We start from the raw sequence: 16,767 nt of genomic DNA on the forward strand, positions 1-16,767 counted from the left end.
GAGTAAGAAAATGCCAAAACGTACAGATATCAAAAGCATCCTCATCCTCGGCGCCGGCCCCATCGTCATCGGCCAGGCGTGCGAGTTCGATTACTCCGGCGCTCAGGCCTGCAAGGCGCTGAAGGAGGAAGGCTTCCGCGTCATCCTGGTGAATTCCAACCCGGCGACCATCATGACCGACCCGGCCATGGCTGACGCCACCTACATCGAGCCGATCAAATGGGCCACCGTGGCCAAGATCATCGAGAAGGAACGTCCGGACGCACTGCTGCCGACCATGGGTGGCCAGACCGCGCTGAACTGCGCGCTGGACCTGGAAAAGCACGGCATTCTGGAGAAGTTCGGCGTCGAGATGATCGGTGCCAACGCCGACACCATCGACAAGGCCGAAGACCGTTCGCGCTTCGACAAGGCGATGAAGGACATCGGTCTTGCCTGTCCGGTATCCGGCATCGCGCACAACATGGAAGAAGCCTACGGCGTGCTCGACAAGGTCGGCTTCCCCTGCATCATTCGCCCGTCGTTCACCATGGGTGGCACTGGCGGCGGCATCGCCTATAACCGTGAAGAGTTCGAAGAGATCTGCGCCCGCGGCCTGGACCTTTCACCGACCAGTGAGCTGCTGATCGACGAGTCGCTGATCGGTTGGAAGGAGTACGAGATGGAGGTGGTCCGCGACAAGAAGGACAACTGCATCATCGTCTGCGCCATCGAAAACTTCGACCCGATGGGCGTGCACACTGGCGACTCGATCACGGTCGCGCCGGCCCAGACCCTGACCGACAAGGAATACCAGATCCTGCGTAACGCCTCCCTGGCGGTACTGCGCGAGATCGGCGTGGAAACTGGTGGCTCCAACGTGCAGTTCGGCATTTGTCCAGATACCGGCCGCATGGTGGTGATCGAGATGAACCCGCGGGTGTCGCGTTCCTCGGCGCTGGCGTCCAAGGCCACAGGCTTCCCGATCGCCAAGATCGCCGCCAAGCTGGCCGTCGGTTACACCCTCGACGAACTGCAGAACGACATCACTGGCGGTCGCACGCCTGCGTCTTTCGAGCCGGCCATCGACTACGTCGTGACCAAGGTGCCGCGCTTTGCCTTCGAGAAATTCCCCAAGGCCGACGCGCGCCTGACTACTCAGATGAAGTCGGTCGGTGAGGTCATGGCGATCGGTCGCACCTTCCAGGAGTCCATGCAGAAAGCGCTGCGTGGCCTGGAAGTCGGCGCAACCGGTTTCGATCCGAAACTGAATCTGGCTGACGCCGAGGCCGAGAGCACCCTCAAACGCGAACTGACGGTGCCGGGCGCCGATCGCATCTGGTATGTCGCCGACGCCTTCCGTGCCGGCAAGAGCGTCGAAGATGTGTTCGCGCTGACCAAGATCGATCCTTGGTTCCTGGTGCAGATCGAGGATCTGGTCAAGGATGAAGAGCACGTCAAGACGCTGGGCCTGTCCAGCATCGACCGCGATCTGATGTACAAGCTCAAGCGCAAGGGTTTTTCCGACGCGCGTCTGGCCAAGCTGTTGGGCGTCACCGAGAAGAACCTGCGTAGCCACCGTCACAAGCTCAAGGTGCTGCCGGTCTACAAGCGCGTCGACACCTGCGCCGCCGAGTTCGCTACCGACACGGCCTACATGTATTCGACCTACGAGGAAGAGTGCGAGGCCAACCCGTCGAACCGCGACAAGATCATGATCCTGGGTGGCGGCCCCAACCGTATCGGACAGGGCATCGAGTTCGACTACTGCTGTGTGCACGCCGCGCTGGCGATGCGCGAAGACGGCTACGAGACCATCATGGTTAACTGCAACCCGGAAACCGTCTCCACCGACTACGACACGTCCGACCGCCTGTACTTCGAGCCGGTAACCCTGGAAGACGTGCTGGAAATCGTCCGTGTCGAGCAGCCCAAGGGCGTGATTGTGCAATATGGCGGGCAGACCCCGCTGAAGATCTGCCGTGCTTTGGAGGAGGCGGGTGTACCGATCATCGGCACCAGTCCGGATGCGATCGACCGCGCCGAAGACCGTGAACGCTTCCAGCAGATGGTGCAGCGTCTGAATCTGCGTCAGCCGCAGAACGCCACGGCGCGTAGTGAGGAGGAAGCCATCGCTGCGTCCAAGGCGATCGGCTACCCGCTGGTGGTGCGCCCGTCCTACGTGCTGGGCGGCCGGGCGATGGAGATCGTCTACGAGGAAGAGGAACTCAAGCGCTATATGCGTGAAGCGGTCCAGGTATCCAACGACAGCCCGGTGCTGCTGGATCACTTCCTCAACTGCGCCATCGAAGTGGATATCGACGCGGTCTGCGACGGTACTGACGTCGTCATCGGCGGCATCATGCAGCACATCGAGCAGGCCGGTGTCCACTCCGGTGACTCGGCCTGCTCGCTTCCGGCCTACTCGTTGCCGCAGCATATTCAGGACGAGATTCGTGACCAGGTGCGCAAGATGGCCCTGGAGCTCGACGTGATAGGCCTGATGAACGTACAGATGGCCGTGCAGGGCGAAGATATCTACGTGCTTGAGGTCAATCCGCGTGCTTCGCGTACGGTGCCGTTCGTTTCCAAGTGCATTGGCGAGTCGCTGGCCAAGGTTGCGGCGCGCGTGATGGCTGGCAAGACGCTGAAGGAAATCGGCTTCACTCGCGAAATCATCCCGACCTACTACAGCGTCAAGGAAGCGGTATTCCCGTTCGCCAAGTTCCCCGGCGTCGATACCATCCTCGGTCCGGAGATGAAGTCCACCGGTGAGGTGATGGGCGTAGGCGACAGCTTTGCCGAAGCCTTTGCCAAGGCCCAGCTGGGCGCTAGCGAAATCCTGCCGACCACGGGTTGCGCGTTCCTCAGCGTGCGCGAAGACGACAAGCCTTACGTCGAGCAGGTCGCTCGTGATCTGGTCGGGCTCGGTTTCGAGGTGGTGGCCACCGCCGGCACCGCGCGGATCATCGAGGCGGCCGGACTGCCGGTGCGCCGTGTGAACAAGGTGACCGAAGGCCGTCCGCACGTGGTCGACATGATCAAGAATGACGAAGTCACCTTGGTCATCAACACTACCGAAGGCCGCCAGTCCATCGCCGATTCGTATTCCATTCGGCGCAACGCCCTGCAGCACAAGATCTGCATCACCACCACTATCGCGGGTGGCCAGGCGATCTGTGAGGCGCTCAAGTTCGGTCCCGAGAAGACCGTGCGCCGCTTGCAGGATCTCCATGCAGGAATCAAGGCATGACAAAATTTCCAATGACCATCCAGGGCGCTCGCGCCCTGGAAGACGAACTCAAGCATCTGAAGACCGTTTTGCGTCCGCAGATCACCCAGGCGATCGCCGAGGCGCGCGAACTGGGCGATCTTAAGGAGAACGCCGAGTATCATGCTGCGCGTGAGCAGCAGGGCATGGTTGAGGCGCGTATCCGCGACATCGAGGGTCGACTGCAGAACGCCCAGGTTATCGATATCGCCAACATCACGCCGACTGGCAAGGTAATCTTCGGTACCACTGTGGATATCGCCAATGTCGAGACCGACGAGCAGGTGACCTACCAGATCGTCGGCGACGATGAAGCTGACATCAAGCAGGGCAAGCTTTCGGTCAGTTCGCCGATTGCCCGCGCATTGATCGGCAAGGAAGAAGGTGATGTCGTAGCCGTCAAAACGCCCAGTGGGTTGATCGAGTACGAGATTGTCGAAGTCCGCCACGTCTGACCGACAGCCGGCGCGGGCTGGCATCATCACCTGGCAGCTGGCCCAGACATTCTGGGTCGGCGGCTTGTGGCTGCTGCAATTTCTGGTCTTGCCTGCCCTTGGGCGCGTCGGGCTGGCACCTTTATTGGTCGATGAGATCGCTGGCAGCCTGAAGCCGCTGCTGGTCGGCTTTGCCGCATTCTGTAGCGCGCTGCAGGCGCTGGTATTGGTTCAGGTGATGGGGCTGCGCGGCTTGTGGCGTGACGTTCGCGGCCAGCTTTTGCTGACAGTAATGATGCTCGCGGGCAGCCAGTTGTTGATGCGGGCGGGCTGGTTCGACTCGCTCTACTGGGCCAGCTTCAGCTTTCTGGTGATGGCGCTGTGTGGCCTGATGCTGGTCTTGCAGCCCGCTCCGGGACGCGAGTACTGAGCGCGCGGCAGATTGAGTCTGTCGCGCACGATCTCAGGCCTGGAAGCGGTGAATATTCGAAAGCTGCTTGTTCGGCTTCGGATTCTTGCGGTACACCAGGGCCATCTTGCCGATGGTCTGTACCAGCTCGCACTTGCCGACCTTGCACAGTTCTTCCATCAGCGCGCGGCGGTCTTCACGCTCTGCGAGGCGGAACTGGATCTTGATCAGCTCATGGTCGTTCAGGGCCCGCTCGAGTTCGGCTTGAACGCCTTCGGTCAGTCCGTTCTCGGCTACGATCAGGACCGGTTTCAGATGGTGGCCGATGGATTTGTACTGCTTCTTTTGCTCGTTGGTGAGCGGCATATGTCGACCCTTGCGTCAGAACCTTGAAAAACGGCGGCTAGTGTAACCGAGAGGTGCATGACCGCACAGATGAGGTGTCAGCTTGGGGCATGCTGTATCCGTCCGTACCCACAAAAAGTTCTTCTTCGGTGGCTGGGGTCGTGCGTCGAATGTCTCTGGATTCGCGTCAGATATCAGCTGACGAAAAATCATGCCGGCCTTGTGATTGTCCATACGGCCCCAATATGGGTTGCAGAGTTGCGTCGCGGGGCGCGCTGCCTCAAAAAATGTAGCGAATAGCGCTCGGTGCAAAATGCCATATCTTGCGGTCTATCGTGCAGGCTTCAGTTGAATGGACGGCTCGGTGTTACAAGGGCTAGGCTGTTTCATAGGGTTACAGACCGGCTGCCAGTTCCAGTACGTTGTGTAGTAAGTTAGGCCGAGCAACCAACCGGCCGTCATGCGGCCCGCAGACAACGGGTTTGCTCCAGAGGGTAGTTAATTTGAACGACATGGCAAAAAACCTGATTCTGTGGCTGATCATCGCCGCCGTCCTGGTCACGGTGATGAACAACTTCTCCAGCCCCAGCGAGCCGCAGACGCTGAGCTATTCCGACTTCCTCGAGCAGGTCAAGGAAGGGCGCGTCGAGCGTGTGACGGTCGATGGTTTCGTGATCATCGGCAAGCGCAGCGAAGGCGATACCTTCAAGACCATTCGCCCGGCGATTCAGGACAATGGTCTGATCGGCGATCTGCTCGACAACAACGTGCTGATCGAGGGCAAGCAGCCTGAGCAGCAAAGTATCTGGACCCAGCTTCTTGTTGCCAGCTTCCCGATTCTGGTGATCATCGCTGTATTCATGTTTTTCATGCGGCAGATGCAGGGCGGTGCGGGTGGCAAGGGTGGGCCGATGAGTTTCGGCAAGAGCAAGGCGCGCCTGCTTTCCGAAGATCAGGTCAAGACGACCTTTGCTGACGTCGCCGGCTGCGATGAGGCGAAGGAAGAAGTCCACGAGTTGGTCGAGTTCCTGCGTGATCCTGGCAAGTTTCAACGACTCGGCGGTCGCATTCCGCGTGGTGTGCTGATGGTCGGCCCGCCCGGCACTGGTAAGACGCTGCTGGCCAAGGCGATTGCAGGTGAAGCCAAGGTGCCGTTCTTCACCATTTCCGGTTCGGATTTCGTCGAGATGTTCGTCGGTGTCGGTGCCAGTCGTGTCCGCGACATGTTCGAGCAGGCGAAGAAGCACGCGCCGTGCATCATCTTTATCGACGAGATCGATGCAGTCGGCCGTCATCGTGGCGCAGGTCTCGGTGGTGGGCACGATGAGCGCGAGCAGACCCTCAACCAGTTGCTGGTGGAGATGGACGGTTTCGAGATGAACGACGGGATCATCGTCATTGCGGCGACCAACCGTCCCGATGTGCTCGATCCTGCGCTTCTTCGTCCAGGGCGTTTCGATCGTCAGGTGGTGGTCGGCCTGCCGGACATTCGCGGTCGCGAGCAGATCCTGAAGGTGCACATGCGCAAGGTGCCGATCAGTGAGAACGTTGAGCCCGCTGTAATTGCGCGTGGGACGCCGGGTTTCTCCGGTGCGGATCTCGCCAACCTGGTCAACGAGGCTTCGCTGTTTGCTGCGCGTTCCAATAAGCGCATCGTCGAAATGCGTGAGTTCGAGCTGGCCAAGGACAAGATCATGATGGGCGCCGAGCGCAAGTCCATGGTCATGTCCGAAAAGGAGAAGCTCAACACCGCTTACCACGAAGCAGGTCATGCCATCGTTGGGCGCGTGGTCCCCGAGCATGATCCCGTTTACAAGGTCTCCATCATTCCTCGTGGTCGGGCGCTAGGCGTCACCATGTTCCTGCCAGAGGAAGATCGTTACAGCCTGTCGAAGCGCGCGCTGATCAGTCAGATCTGTTCTTTGTTCGGAGGACGGATTGCGGAAGAGATGACGCTGGGCTTCGAGGGTGTCACCACGGGTGCGTCGAACGACATCATGCGCGCCACGCAGTTGGCGCGGAACATGGTGACCAAGTGGGGCTTGTCGGAGAAGCTCGGGCCGTTGATGTACGCCGAGGAAGAGGGCGAGGTGTTTCTCGGTCGCAGTGCTGGCAGCCAGCATTCCAATGTATCCGGTGAAACCGCGCGGCTGATCGATGAAGAGGTCCGCAGCATCATCGACCACTGCTACGGAACGGCCAAGCAGATCTTGACCGATAATCGCGACAAGCTGGATGTGATGGCCGAAGCCTTGATGAAGTACGAGACCATCGATGCGCCGCAGATCGACGACATCATGGCTGGGCGCACACCTCGGGAACCGCGTGATTGGGAAGGCGGCTCGGGCGCGTCCGGTACGCCAGTCGTGCCGGATGATAGTCGCCCGCAAACCCCGATCGGAGGTCCTGCCGGCGAGCATTGACGGCATGCGCAAGCCGATGGCTGCATCGAGCGCGTGAAAATCGGAGACACCAGAAGGGGCGCATAGGCGCCCCTTCTGGTGTAAATTGTCCAGCCCGCTACGCCATGGTGGTGCAGCTGGTGTGGGGGCGCCTGTTCAGGGTGTCCGGCCTGAAAGCTCAAGGCTCGTAAATGACCGAATCTCTTTCCCCCGCTCGGCTGGTATGTGGCAGCCGGGTTCTCGATCTTTCCCGTCCTCATGTGATGGGGATTCTCAATGTCACACCCGATTCTTTCTCTGATGGTGGTCGCTTTGCCGAGCGCGAGGCAGCCCTGCGGCATGCCGAAGCAATGGCCGTGGCTGGGGCTACGCTGATCGATGTTGGTGGCGAGTCTACGCGCCCTGGCGCGCGCGCCGTCTCGCCGACCGAGGAGCTGGAGCGGGTCGCACCGATCGTAGAGATGATCGCGCGGGAGCTCGACGTGGTCGTTTCGGTGGATACGTCCACGCCCGCAGTCATCCGCGAGTGTGCGCGGCTGGGTGCTGGGCTGATCAACGACGTGCGCTCGCTGCAGCGCGACGGTGCGCTGGATGCCGCGGCTGACGCTGGCCTGCCGGTCTGCCTCATGCACATGCGCGGCGAGCCAGGTGATATGCAGAGGGATCCCCGATACGACGACGTTGTGGAGGAGGTTTGTTCGTTTCTTGAGCAGCGAATGGGTGCGTGTGCTGCGGCGGGAATCCCGCGCGATCGCATCGTCCTCGATCCCGGCTTCGGCTTCGCCAAGACGCTGGACCATAATCTTGTGCTGTTCAGGCGTATGGAGATACTGCATCGGCTGGGTCGGCCTTTGCTGGTCGGTGTCTCGCGCAAGAGCATGATCGGGGCCGTGCTGGGTCGGCCAGTTGATGAGCGCTTGTACGGCAGTCTGGCTTTGGCGGCGCTCGCCGTAGGCAAGGGCGCGCAAATTGTGCGCGTCCATGACGTTGCCGAGACGGTTGATGTAGTTCGAATGATTGCTGCAGTGCAGGCGGCGCAATAGGGAAGGCACCATGACTAGAAAATACTTCGGTACCGATGGCATCCGTGGGCACGTCGGGCAGGCTCCGATCACCCCGGACTTCATGCTCAAGCTGGGTTGGGCGGCTGGCATGGCCTTTCGCAAGCAGGGAAAGTGCCGGATTCTGATCGGAAAGGACACGCGTATTTCGGGCTACATGTTCGAGTCAGCATTGCAGGCGGGCTTGTCGGCGGCTGGCGCGGACGTACTGTTGCTTGGGCCCATGCCGACGCCCGCAGTCGCCTATCTGACGCGTACCTTCCATGCTGAGGCGGGTATTGTGATCAGCGCCTCGCACAATCCGCATCACGATAACGGAATCAAGTTCTTTTCCGGTCGCGGCACCAAGCTTCCTGATGAAGTGGAGCTGATGATCGAGGAGTTGATCGATGCGCCGATGACCGTGGTCGACTCGGCACAGCTTGGCAAGGCATCCCGCATCAATGACGCGGCTGGCCGCTATATCGAGTTCTGCAAGAGCAGCGTGCCAACCAGCACTGATTTCTCCGGGTTGAAGCTGGTGATCGACTGCGCGCATGGCGCGACCTACAAGGTTGCACCCAGCGTGTTCCGTGAGCTGGGTGCAGAGGTGGTGGTTATAGGTGCGCAGCCGGACGGTCTAAACATCAATGCCGATGTCGGCTCCACTCATGTCGGGCAGCTGCAGAAGGCGGTTGTCGATCATGGCGCGGATCTGGGCATAGCCTTCGATGGCGACGGTGACAGGGTGATGATGGTCGACCATACCGGTGCGGTCGTGGATGGCGACGAACTGCTTTACATCATCGCGACTGATTTGCAGGAGCGAGATCGGTTGGCTGGCGGCGTTGTCGGCACGCTGATGAGTAACCTGGGGCTTGAGCTTGCCTTGAAAGCGCGGGAGATACCGTTCACCCGCGCCAAGGTGGGAGATCGCTACGTGATCGCGGAGATGCTTGAGCGTGGCTGGGCATTGGGTGGTGAGAACTCCGGGCATATAGTCTGTGCGCAGCACACCACCACGGGCGATGCGATCATCGCGGCGTTGCAGGTGGTGCTGGCGCTTCGTCGGCGCGGCCAGACGCTCGCACAGGAGCGACTGGCTTGGCACAAGTGCCCTCAGGTGCTGATCAACGTGCGCTTTTCTGGCGAGCGCGATCCAATTTCGCATCCTAGCGTGCAAGCTGCTTGCGACAGTGCTACCGAGCGCATGGGTGGGCGTGGCCGCGTGCTTTTGCGCAAGTCCGGGACCGAGCCGCTGGTACGTGTCATGGTTGAAGGCGATGACGAAAGTAAGGTGCGTGGCGTGGCTGAGGAGCTGGCGAAGATCGTTACCGAAGTTTGTGCGTAATCGCGCTTGCCAGGGCGTTTGCTGTTGAGTAACATCTGCGCCCACTTTGACCGATGAGGTAAAGCATGCGTCGCCCCATGGTAGCTGGTAACTGGAAAATGAACGGTACCCGCGCTAGCGTCGCAGAGCTTGTCGAGTCTCTCCGGATGCAGGTTTTGCCTGCGGATGTCGAGATTGCGGTGTTTCCCTCCGCTGTGCATGTCTCTCAGGTTCTGGATGGTGTTGATGGTGAGCACGTTGCCGTCGGTACCCAGGATTGTGCGGCGCAGAATGGCTTCGGGGCGCTGACCGGTGAGGTTTCGGCTGAGCAGTTCGCTGATTTCGGTTGTAAGTGGGTTCTGGTTGGTCACTCCGAGCGTCGCCTGTTGTTGGGTGAGACGGACGAAGTGGTCAGTCGCAAGTTTTCGGCAGCGCAGGTGGGTGGTCTTAAGCCTGTGTTGTGCCTGGGTGAGACGCTTGAAGAGCGACGGGCAGGCAAGACGCTTGAAGTGGTTGGGCGTCAGTTGGCGCGAGTGCTGGATGACCGTGGTGTCGCCGCATTCGAGTCGGCGGTTATTGCTTACGAGCCTGTTTGGGCGATTGGTAGTGGCTTGACCGCAACGCCTGAGCAGGCGCAGGAAGTACATGCTGCCATTCGAGAGCAGTTGTCGCGTCATGATGGCCGCATCGCTGAAGGCGTAAGGCTTCTGTACGGCGGCAGCGTCAAGGCGGAGAATGCCGCTGAGCTATTCGCAATGGCGGATATTGACGGGGGGCTGGTTGGTGGGGCCTCTCTGAAAGCGGATGAATTTGGTGCGATCTGTCGCGCCGCGGGGAACTGAACAGATGTTGCAGACTGTCGTGATTGTGGTGCATCTGCTGGTTGCTCTAGGTGTTGTTGCGCTGGTGCTGCTGCAGCAGGGCAAGGGTGCGGATGCTGGTGCTTCTTTTGGTTCGGGTGCTTCGGCAACTGTTTTCGGAAGCCAAGGTTCTGCTACCTTTTTGAGTCGTCTTACTGCTATACTCGCCGGCGTTTTTTTCGTGACTAGTCTCGGTTTGGCGTTCTTCGCGAAGCAGCAGGCTGATCAGTTGTCTCAGGCGGGGTTGCCGGATCCAGCTGTGCTGGAAGTTCCGGTCAGTATGCCGGCGGTAGAAGATGTGCCTGTGCTCGAGCAGCGCAAGCCGGCAGATGCTGCTAGTGATCTGCCTGAGGTAGAAAAAGGGCAATAAGGTTTTTGCCGAGGTGGTGGAATTGGTAGACACGCTACCTTGAGGTGGTAGTGGCCATAGGCTGTAGGGGTTCGAGTCCCCTCCTCGGTACCAAACAAGCAGGCCCGCCTAGTGCGGGCTTTCTTGTGTTTTAAGGGTTTTAAGTTGACCTGTATTAGGCGTGAGTCGTATAATTCGTGCCCAGTTTGACGCGGGGTGGAGCAGTCTGGTAGCTCGTCGGGCTCATAACCCGAAGGTCGTTGGTTCAAATCCAGCCCCCGCAACCAGTCAATAAAGAGCCCCTGTACAGGGGCTTTTTATTAGCTTGAGGCCAGGTCGCCGGCATTTACAGGCGGTCAAAGGGATGGGCGTTTCGCCCATTTTTCATTTGTACAGCATGCGCGAGGGACTTCGATGTCGAGCAAGCTAGAACAGTTGCAGGCCTTGTTGGCCCCGGTGGTTGAGGCGCTTGGCTATCAGTGCTGGGGTATTGAGTTCATTTCCCAGGGGCGGCATTCACTGCTGCGAGTCTATATCGACCATGCCGACGGCATCCTCATCGACGACTGCGAGAAGGTCAGCCGTCAATTGAGTGGTGTGCTCGACGTGGAAGATCCGATCAGCGTGGACTACACCCTTGAGGTTTCTTCTCCCGGTATGGATCGGCCCCTGTTCACCATTGAGCAGTACACCGCCCATGTCGGTGACCAGGTAAAAATAAAGCTGCGCTCGCCCTTCGAGGGCAGGCGCAATTTCCAGGGTCTTCTCCGTGGGGTGGAAGAGCAGGATGTTGTGGTGCTGGTAGATGATCATGAATACCTGCTGCCGATCGACATGATCGATAAGGCCAACATCATTCCCCGTTTTGACTGAGAACGGATCCCGCGGACCCCAATGGATTGCGAAAGGCGAGGCGTACGATGAGCAAAGAAGTACTGCTGGTTGTGGAGTCGGTGTCCAATGAAAAGGGCGTACCGGCTAGTGTGATTTTCGAAGCACTGGAGCTGGCCTTGGCCACGGCTACCAAGAAGCGTTACGAAGACGAAGTTGATCTGCGTGTAGAAATCAATCGCCAGAACGGCAGTTACGAAACGTTCCGTCGCTGGACCGTGGTCGACGATGAGCATTTCGATGATCCAGCCCATCAGCTGGCGCTCGATCAGGCTCAGGAGCGCAATCCAGACGCCAAGCTCGGTGATGTGTTCGAAGAGAAGATCGAGTCTATCGAATTCGGGCGTATCGCCGCGCAGACCGCCAAACAGGTGATCGTGCAGAAGGTCCGCGAGGCCGAGCGTGCGCAGGTGGTAGAAGCCTACCGCGATCGTCTGGGCGAGATCATTTCCGGTACGGTCAAAAAAGTTACCCGCGACAGCGTAATCGTCGATCTGGGCAACAACGCCGAAGCATTGCTTGCCCGAGAAGACATCATTGCGCGTGAAACTTTCCGCGTCGGTGCCCGTGTTCGCGCACTGCTCAAGGAAATTCGCACTGAGAACCGCGGCCCGCAGTTGATTCTGTCGCGTACTGCGCCGCAGATGCTGATCGAGCTGTTCCGCATCGAAGTGCCAGAAATCGCCGAAGGCCTCATTGAGGTCATGGGGGCGTCGCGTGATCCTGGTTCGCGGGCCAAGATCGCCGTTCGCTCCAAGGACAAGCGCATCGATCCGCAGGGCGCCTGCATCGGCATGCGCGGTTCGCGGGTTCAGGCCGTCTCTGGCGAAATCGGCGGCGAGCGCGTCGATATCGTCCTGTGGGATGAGAACCCGGCTCAGTTTGTCATCAATGCGATGGCTCCGGCTGAAGTGGCCGCGATCATCGTCGACGAAGACGCTCACGCCATGGATATCGCGGTTGCCGAAGACAATCTGGCGCAGGCGATCGGCCGTGGCGGTCAGAATGTGCGTCTGGCCAGTCAGCTTAGTGGTTGGACGCTCAACGTCATGACTGAAGCGGACATCCAGGCCAAGCAGCAGGAAGAAACCGGTGACATCCTGCGCAACTTCATTGATGAGTTGGACGTTGATGAGGAACTTGCACAGGTGCTGGTGGAAGAGGGCTTCACCTCCCTCGAAGAGATTGCCTATGTCCCCATGGAGGAAATGCTTGGCATCGAAGGCTTCGACGAAGACATCGTCAATGAGCTGCGTACGCGGGCCAAAGATCGCCTGCTGACCAAGGCCATCGCCAACGAGGAGAAGCTTGCGGATGCTCAGCCGGCTGAAGATCTGCTGGCACTCGATGGCATGGATAAAGAACTGGCGGTCGAGTTGGCCGTGCGGGGCGTCATCACCCGCGAAGACCTGGCCGAGCAGTCGATAGACGACCTGCTCGACATAGACGGCATCGATGAAGAGCGTGCCGGCAAGCTGATCATGGCCGCCCGAGCCCATTGGTTCGAGTAAGTAATTAGCGGCCTGAGGAGAGAAATGCATGACGCAAGTCACGGTGAAAGAACTGGCCCAGGTGGTCGCCACACCGGTCGAGCGACTGCTTCAGCAGATGCGTGAGGCAGGACTGTCGCACACCAGCGCCGAGCAAGTAGTGACCGATAACGAGAAACAGGCCCTGTTGGCCCATTTGAAAAGCAGCCACGGGGCGAAAGTGGACGAGCCGCGCAAGATCACCTTGCAGCGCAAGACCACTACCAAACTCAAGGTTGGCGGTAGCAAGACCATCAGCGTTGAAGTGCGCAAGAAGAAGACCTTCGTCAAGCGCAGCGCCGAGGAAATCGAAGCCGAACAGCGTCGCGAAGCCGAGGAGCAACGCGCGGCTGAAGAGGCTGCTCGCCTGAAGGCCGAGCAGGACGCGCGCGAGCGTGCCGAAGAAGAAGCACGCCGTCAGGCTGAGTCGGTCAAGCCTCAGGGCGAGGCCTCTACGCCAGCAGCTGTTGAGCCGGCGGTGAGCGCCGAACCTGCACCGGTTGCGGTCGAGCCTGTAGCTCCTGCGCCTGAGCGTAAGAAGGAAGAGCCTCGTCGTGTCGAGAAGCCACGCAGTGATGACGACGAGCGTCGTGATCGCAAGCATGCGCAGCATCGTCCTTCGCTCAAGACCAAGGCTCCGCTGGCGCGTACCGTACGTACCGGTGAAGACGAGGCCGATGGTTTCCGTCGCGGCGGTCGCGGCAAGTCCAAGCTCAAGAAGCGTAATCAGCATGGGTTCCAGAGCCCAACAGGACCTGTAGTGCGCGAAGTGTCGATCGGCGAAACCATCACTGTGGCCGAACTGGCCCAGCAGATGTCGGTGAAAGCGGCCGAAGTCATCAAGTTCATGTTCAAGATGGGCTCGCCCGTCACCATCAACCAGGTGCTGGATCAGGAAACTGCTCAGCTGGTTGCCGAAGAGCTGGGCCACAAGGTCAAGCTGGTCAGCGACAACGCTCTGGAAGAGCAGTTGGCCGAGCTGCTGAAGTTCGAAGGTGAGTCGGTCTCGCGTGCGCCGGTCGTGACCGTGATGGGTCACGTTGACCATGGCAAGACCTCACTGCTCGACTACATTCGTCGCGCCAAGGTGGCTGTCGGCGAGGCTGGTGGTATCACCCAGCATATCGGTGCCTATCACGTCGAAACCGAGCGTGGCATGGTCACCTTCCTCGACACCCCTGGTCACGCGGCGTTTACCGCCATGCGTGCTCGTGGTGCCAAGGCCACCGATATCGTGATCCTGGTGGTCGCGGCGGATGACGGCGTGATGCCTCAGACGCAGGAAGCCGTCCAGCACGCCAAGGCTGCCGGCGTACCGATCGTGGTCGCGGTGAACAAGATCGACAAGCCGGATGCGAATCCGGACAACATCAAGAACGGCCTGGGCGCGCTCGACGTGATTCCGGAAGAGTGGGGCGGCGACACTCCGTTCATTCCGGTCTCCGCGAAGATGGGTACCGGCGTCGACGAACTGCTCGAAGCCGTTCTGCTGCAGGCCGAGCTCCTCGAGCTCAAGGCAACGCCGTCTGCGCCTGGTCGCGGTGTGGTGGTCGAGTCGCGCCTTGACAAGGGTCGCGGTCCGGTAGCCACCGTGCTGGTTCAGGACGGTACCCTGCGTCAGGGTGACATGGTCCTGTGTGGCGTCAACTTCGGTCGCGTTCGTGCGATGCTCGACGAGAACGGCAAGCCTGTTAAGGAAGCAGGCCCGTCGATTCCGGTCGAGATCCTCGGCCTGGATGGTACGCCGGAAGCCGGTGACGACCTGACCGTTGTGGCCGACGAGAAGAAGGCCCGTGAGGTTGCGTTGTTCCGCCAGGGCAAGTTCCGCGAAGTGAAACTGGCTCGTGCCCATGCGGGCAAGCTGGAGAACATCTTCGAGACCATGGGTCAGGACGAGAAGAAGACGCTCAACATCGTGCTCAAGGCAGACGTGCGCGGCTCGCTCGAAGCGCTGCAGGGCTCTCTCAACGGCCTGGGCAACGACGAAGTGCAGGTTCGCGTGGTCGGCGGCGGTGTCGGTGGTATCACCGAATCCGATGCCAACCTCGCACTGGCCTCCAACGCCGTGCTGTTCGGCTTCAACGTCCGTGCCGATGCCGGCGCGCGCAAGATCGTCGAGGCCGAAGGCCTGGACATGCGCTACTACAACGTCATCTACGACATCATTGAGGACGTCAAGAAGGCGCTCACCGGTATGCTCGGCAGCGACGTTCGCGAGAACATTCTTGGCATCGCCGAAGTGCGTGACGTGTTCCGTTCGCCGAAGTTCGGCGCCATCGCCGGTTGCATGGTCACCGAGGGCTTGGTGCATCGCAATCGCCCGATCCGCGTCCTGCGCGACGACGTCGTCATCTTCGAAGGCGAACTGGAATCGCTGCGCCGCTTCAAAGATGACGTCGCGGAAGTCCGCGCCGGCATGGAATGCGGTATCGGTGTGAAGAGCTACAACGACGTCAAGGTCGGCGACAAGATCGAAGTGTTCGAGAAGGTCGAAGTGGCGCGTTCGCTGTAAGCAAGCGTCAATCTGAAAGCTGGGAGCAAGGAGTCGGTGATCGCCTGGGTGCGGTTACCGCTTCGAGCTTCCAGCTTTCGGCTTTTAATCGGGTAGAAATTTATGGCCAAAGAATTCAGTCGTACCCAGCGTATCGGCGATCAGATGCAGCGCGAGTTGGCGTTGCTTATTCAGCGTGAGATCAAGGATCCGCGTCTGGGCCTGATTACCATCACTGCGGTCGACGTCAGTCGCGATCTGTCCCACGCGAAGATCTTCATCACCATCATGGGGCAAGATGACGACCAGGAGGCGGTCAAGGGCAACCTGCGCATCCTCAACGATGCTGCCGGATTCCTGCGCATGCAGCTGGGCAAGAGCATGAAGCTGCGCACTGTTCCGCAGCTGCACTTCAACTACGACGCGAGCATTCGTCGGGGTGTCGAGCTGAGCTCGCTGATCGAGCGTGCGGTGGCGGAAGATCGCAAGCACAGCGACGAGCGCGGAGAATAAGCGTGGCACAGGTCAAGCGTGTACGGCGCAACGTCAACGGCATCATCCTGCTCGACAAGCCGCGTGGGTTCACCTCCAATGCGGCCTTGCAGAAGGTTCGCTGGCTGCTGAATGCTGAGAAGGCTGGACATACCGGGAGTCTCGATCCGCTCGCCACAGGTGTGTTGCCGCTGTGTTTTGGAGAGGCGACCAAGTTCTCGCAGTACCTGTTGGACGCGGACAAGGCTTACGAAACGGTCATGCAGCTGGGGGTCACCACGACCACCGCCGATGCCGAAGGCGAGGTCCTGGAGCGCAAGCCGGTCGCGGTCACCGTCGAACAGCTGGAGGCGCTGCTGCCGCAGTTTCGTGGCGACATCCTGCAGGTGCCGCCGATGTATTCGGCGCTCAAGCGCGATGGCCAGCCGCTGTACAAACTGGCGCGCGCCGGAGAGGTGGTGGAGCGCGAGCCGCGTTCTGTTAATATTGCGCGCTTGGAGTTGCTCTCGCTTGACGGCGACAAGGCGCGACTTGCCGTTGCATGTAGCAAAGGCACCTATATCCGCACCTTGGTCGAAGACATCGGCCAGTTGCTCGGCTGTGGTGCGCACGTTGCCGAGCTGCGGCGAACCCAGGCCGGGCCGTTCGACCTGCCGCAGACGGTAACGCTCGAAACGCTTGAGCAGTTGCATGGTGAGGGTGGTGCCGAGGCGCTGGATAGTCTCTTGCAGCCGGTGGACAGCGGGCTTGAGCATTGGCCGTTGTTGCAGTTGTCCGAGCACAGTGCCTACTACTGGCTGCATGGACAACCGGTGCGGGCGCCAGAAGCTCCCAAGTACGGCATGGTTCGCGTACAGGATAACAATGGTCGCTTCATCGGTATCGGTGAAGTGAGCGAAGACGGGCGCATCGCGCCACGTCGATTGATTCGGTCGGAATGACCGT

At 60.0% G+C, this 16,767-nt stretch carries 14 protein-coding genes and 2 tRNA genes; 15 read left to right on the forward strand and 1 reads right to left on the reverse strand.

Annotation, left to right across the window (positions count from 1 at the left end; translation table 11 throughout):
• Positions 1 to 10 precede the first annotated feature (10 nt).
• Genes carB through BM275_RS19665 form a run of 3 tightly spaced genes read left to right on the forward strand, consistent with a single transcriptional unit; the run spans position 11 to position 4,114 of the window.
• Entirely contained in the window at positions 11 to 3,232 is a 3,222-nt protein-coding gene (gene carB / locus BM275_RS19655) for a carbamoyl-phosphate synthase large subunit (RefSeq protein WP_090523102.1), read from the forward strand.
• Positions 3,229 to 3,705 carry a transcription elongation factor GreA gene (gene greA, locus BM275_RS19660; protein ID WP_014819228.1) on the forward strand — a complete coding sequence of 159 codons (477 nt, stop codon included), beginning with the start codon at positions 3,229 to 3,231 and terminating at the stop codon, positions 3,703 to 3,705. Before carB ends, greA begins: the two co-directional genes overlap by 4 nt.
• On the forward strand, positions 3,683 to 4,114 hold the full coding sequence (locus tag BM275_RS19665; RefSeq protein ID WP_014819229.1) for a hypothetical protein: 432 nt from the start codon (positions 3,683 to 3,685) through the stop codon (positions 4,112 to 4,114). The genes greA and BM275_RS19665 overlap by 23 nt, the downstream gene beginning before the upstream one ends.
• 33 nt (positions 4,115 to 4,147) lie before the next feature.
• Here the strand turns inward: BM275_RS19665 and yhbY are convergent, their stop codons facing one another.
• Positions 4,148 to 4,459 (reverse strand): ribosome assembly RNA-binding protein YhbY, encoded by a 312-nt coding sequence (yhbY, locus tag BM275_RS19670; RefSeq protein WP_041016118.1) that lies wholly within the window; start codon positions 4,457 to 4,459, stop codon positions 4,148 to 4,150.
• Positions 4,460 to 4,950: 491 nt separating this feature from the next.
• On the opposite strand from yhbY, the gene ftsH reads away from it, so the two are divergent.
• The 12 genes from ftsH (at position 4,951) to truB (ending at position 16,763) form a co-directional block, all read left to right on the forward strand.
• Entirely contained in the window at positions 4,951 to 6,861 is a 1,911-nt protein-coding gene (gene ftsH, locus BM275_RS19675; RefSeq protein ID WP_041016119.1) for an ATP-dependent zinc metalloprotease FtsH, read from the forward strand.
• Positions 6,862 to 7,031: 170 nt separating this feature from the next.
• Positions 7,032 to 7,883 (forward strand): dihydropteroate synthase, encoded by an 852-nt coding sequence (gene folP / locus BM275_RS19680; RefSeq protein WP_090523104.1) that lies wholly within the window; start codon positions 7,032 to 7,034, stop codon positions 7,881 to 7,883.
• A gap of 10 nt (positions 7,884 to 7,893) precedes the next feature.
• Positions 7,894 to 9,231: a phosphoglucosamine mutase gene (gene glmM, locus BM275_RS19685; RefSeq protein WP_090523106.1), complete on the forward strand. Its 1,338-nt coding sequence runs from the start codon at positions 7,894 to 7,896 to the stop codon at positions 9,229 to 9,231.
• 65 nt (positions 9,232 to 9,296) lie between these two features.
• A complete protein-coding gene (tpiA, locus tag BM275_RS19690) occupies positions 9,297 to 10,052 on the forward strand; it encodes a triose-phosphate isomerase (protein ID WP_023446162.1) in 756 nt (251 codons plus the stop codon).
• 4 nt (positions 10,053 to 10,056) lie between these two features.
• Positions 10,057 to 10,440 carry a preprotein translocase subunit SecG gene (gene secG / locus BM275_RS19695; RefSeq protein ID WP_046620278.1) on the forward strand — a complete coding sequence of 128 codons (384 nt, stop codon included), beginning with the start codon at positions 10,057 to 10,059 and terminating at the stop codon, positions 10,438 to 10,440.
• Between the two features lie 7 nt (positions 10,441 to 10,447).
• Positions 10,448 to 10,533 (forward strand) — tRNA-Leu (locus tag BM275_RS19700).
• Positions 10,534 to 10,629: 96 nt separating this feature from the next.
• Positions 10,630 to 10,706, forward strand: a tRNA-Met gene (locus BM275_RS19705).
• Positions 10,707 to 10,833: 127 nt separating this feature from the next.
• On the forward strand, positions 10,834 to 11,292 hold the full coding sequence (gene rimP, locus BM275_RS19710) for a ribosome maturation factor RimP (RefSeq protein WP_015275886.1): 459 nt from the start codon (positions 10,834 to 10,836) through the stop codon (positions 11,290 to 11,292).
• A gap of 47 nt (positions 11,293 to 11,339) precedes the next feature.
• The gene (gene nusA, locus BM275_RS19715; RefSeq protein ID WP_046620279.1) at positions 11,340 to 12,821 is read left to right on the forward strand and encodes a transcription termination factor NusA; all 1,482 of its coding nucleotides are present in this window, start codon (positions 11,340 to 11,342) and stop codon (positions 12,819 to 12,821) included.
• Between the two features lie 28 nt (positions 12,822 to 12,849).
• Positions 12,850 to 15,351 (forward strand): translation initiation factor IF-2, encoded by a 2,502-nt coding sequence (gene infB / locus BM275_RS19720; RefSeq protein ID WP_044315672.1) that lies wholly within the window; start codon positions 12,850 to 12,852, stop codon positions 15,349 to 15,351.
• 102 nt (positions 15,352 to 15,453) lie between these two features.
• A complete protein-coding gene (gene rbfA, locus BM275_RS19725; RefSeq protein WP_090523108.1) occupies positions 15,454 to 15,843 on the forward strand; it encodes a 30S ribosome-binding factor RbfA in 390 nt (129 codons plus the stop codon).
• Between the two features lie 2 nt (positions 15,844 to 15,845).
• Positions 15,846 to 16,763 carry a tRNA pseudouridine(55) synthase TruB gene (gene truB / locus BM275_RS19730; protein WP_090523110.1) on the forward strand — a complete coding sequence of 306 codons (918 nt, stop codon included), beginning with the start codon at positions 15,846 to 15,848 and terminating at the stop codon, positions 16,761 to 16,763.
• Positions 16,764 to 16,767: the final 4 nt, after the last annotated feature.

The sequence above is a fragment of the Stutzerimonas kunmingensis genome, from assembly GCF_900114065.1.
Taxonomy (GTDB): Bacteria; Pseudomonadota; Gammaproteobacteria; order Pseudomonadales; family Pseudomonadaceae; genus Stutzerimonas; species Stutzerimonas kunmingensis.

Coding starts and splice junctions, on each gene's coding strand:
- greA (WP_014819228.1), top strand. CDS start 3,229: ATGACAAAATTTCCAATGACCATCCAGGGCGCTCGCGCCCTGGAAGAC.
- tpiA (WP_023446162.1), top strand. CDS start 9,297: ATGCGTCGCCCCATGGTAGCTGGTAACTGGAAAATGAACGGTACCCGC.
- secG (WP_046620278.1), top strand. CDS start 10,057: ATGTTGCAGACTGTCGTGATTGTGGTGCATCTGCTGGTTGCTCTAGGT.
- infB (WP_044315672.1), top strand. CDS start 12,850: ATGACGCAAGTCACGGTGAAAGAACTGGCCCAGGTGGTCGCCACACCG.
- ftsH (WP_041016119.1), top strand. CDS start 4,951: ATGGCAAAAAACCTGATTCTGTGGCTGATCATCGCCGCCGTCCTGGTC.
- carB (WP_090523102.1), top strand. CDS start 11: ATGCCAAAACGTACAGATATCAAAAGCATCCTCATCCTCGGCGCCGGC.
- nusA (WP_046620279.1), top strand. CDS start 11,340: ATGAGCAAAGAAGTACTGCTGGTTGTGGAGTCGGTGTCCAATGAAAAG.
- yhbY (WP_041016118.1), bottom strand. CDS start 4,459: ATGCCGCTCACCAACGAGCAAAAGAAGCAGTACAAATCCATCGGCCAC.
- folP (WP_090523104.1), top strand. CDS start 7,032: ATGACCGAATCTCTTTCCCCCGCTCGGCTGGTATGTGGCAGCCGGGTT.
- rbfA (WP_090523108.1), top strand. CDS start 15,454: ATGGCCAAAGAATTCAGTCGTACCCAGCGTATCGGCGATCAGATGCAG.
- rimP (WP_015275886.1), top strand. CDS start 10,834: ATGTCGAGCAAGCTAGAACAGTTGCAGGCCTTGTTGGCCCCGGTGGTT.
- glmM (WP_090523106.1), top strand. CDS start 7,894: ATGACTAGAAAATACTTCGGTACCGATGGCATCCGTGGGCACGTCGGG.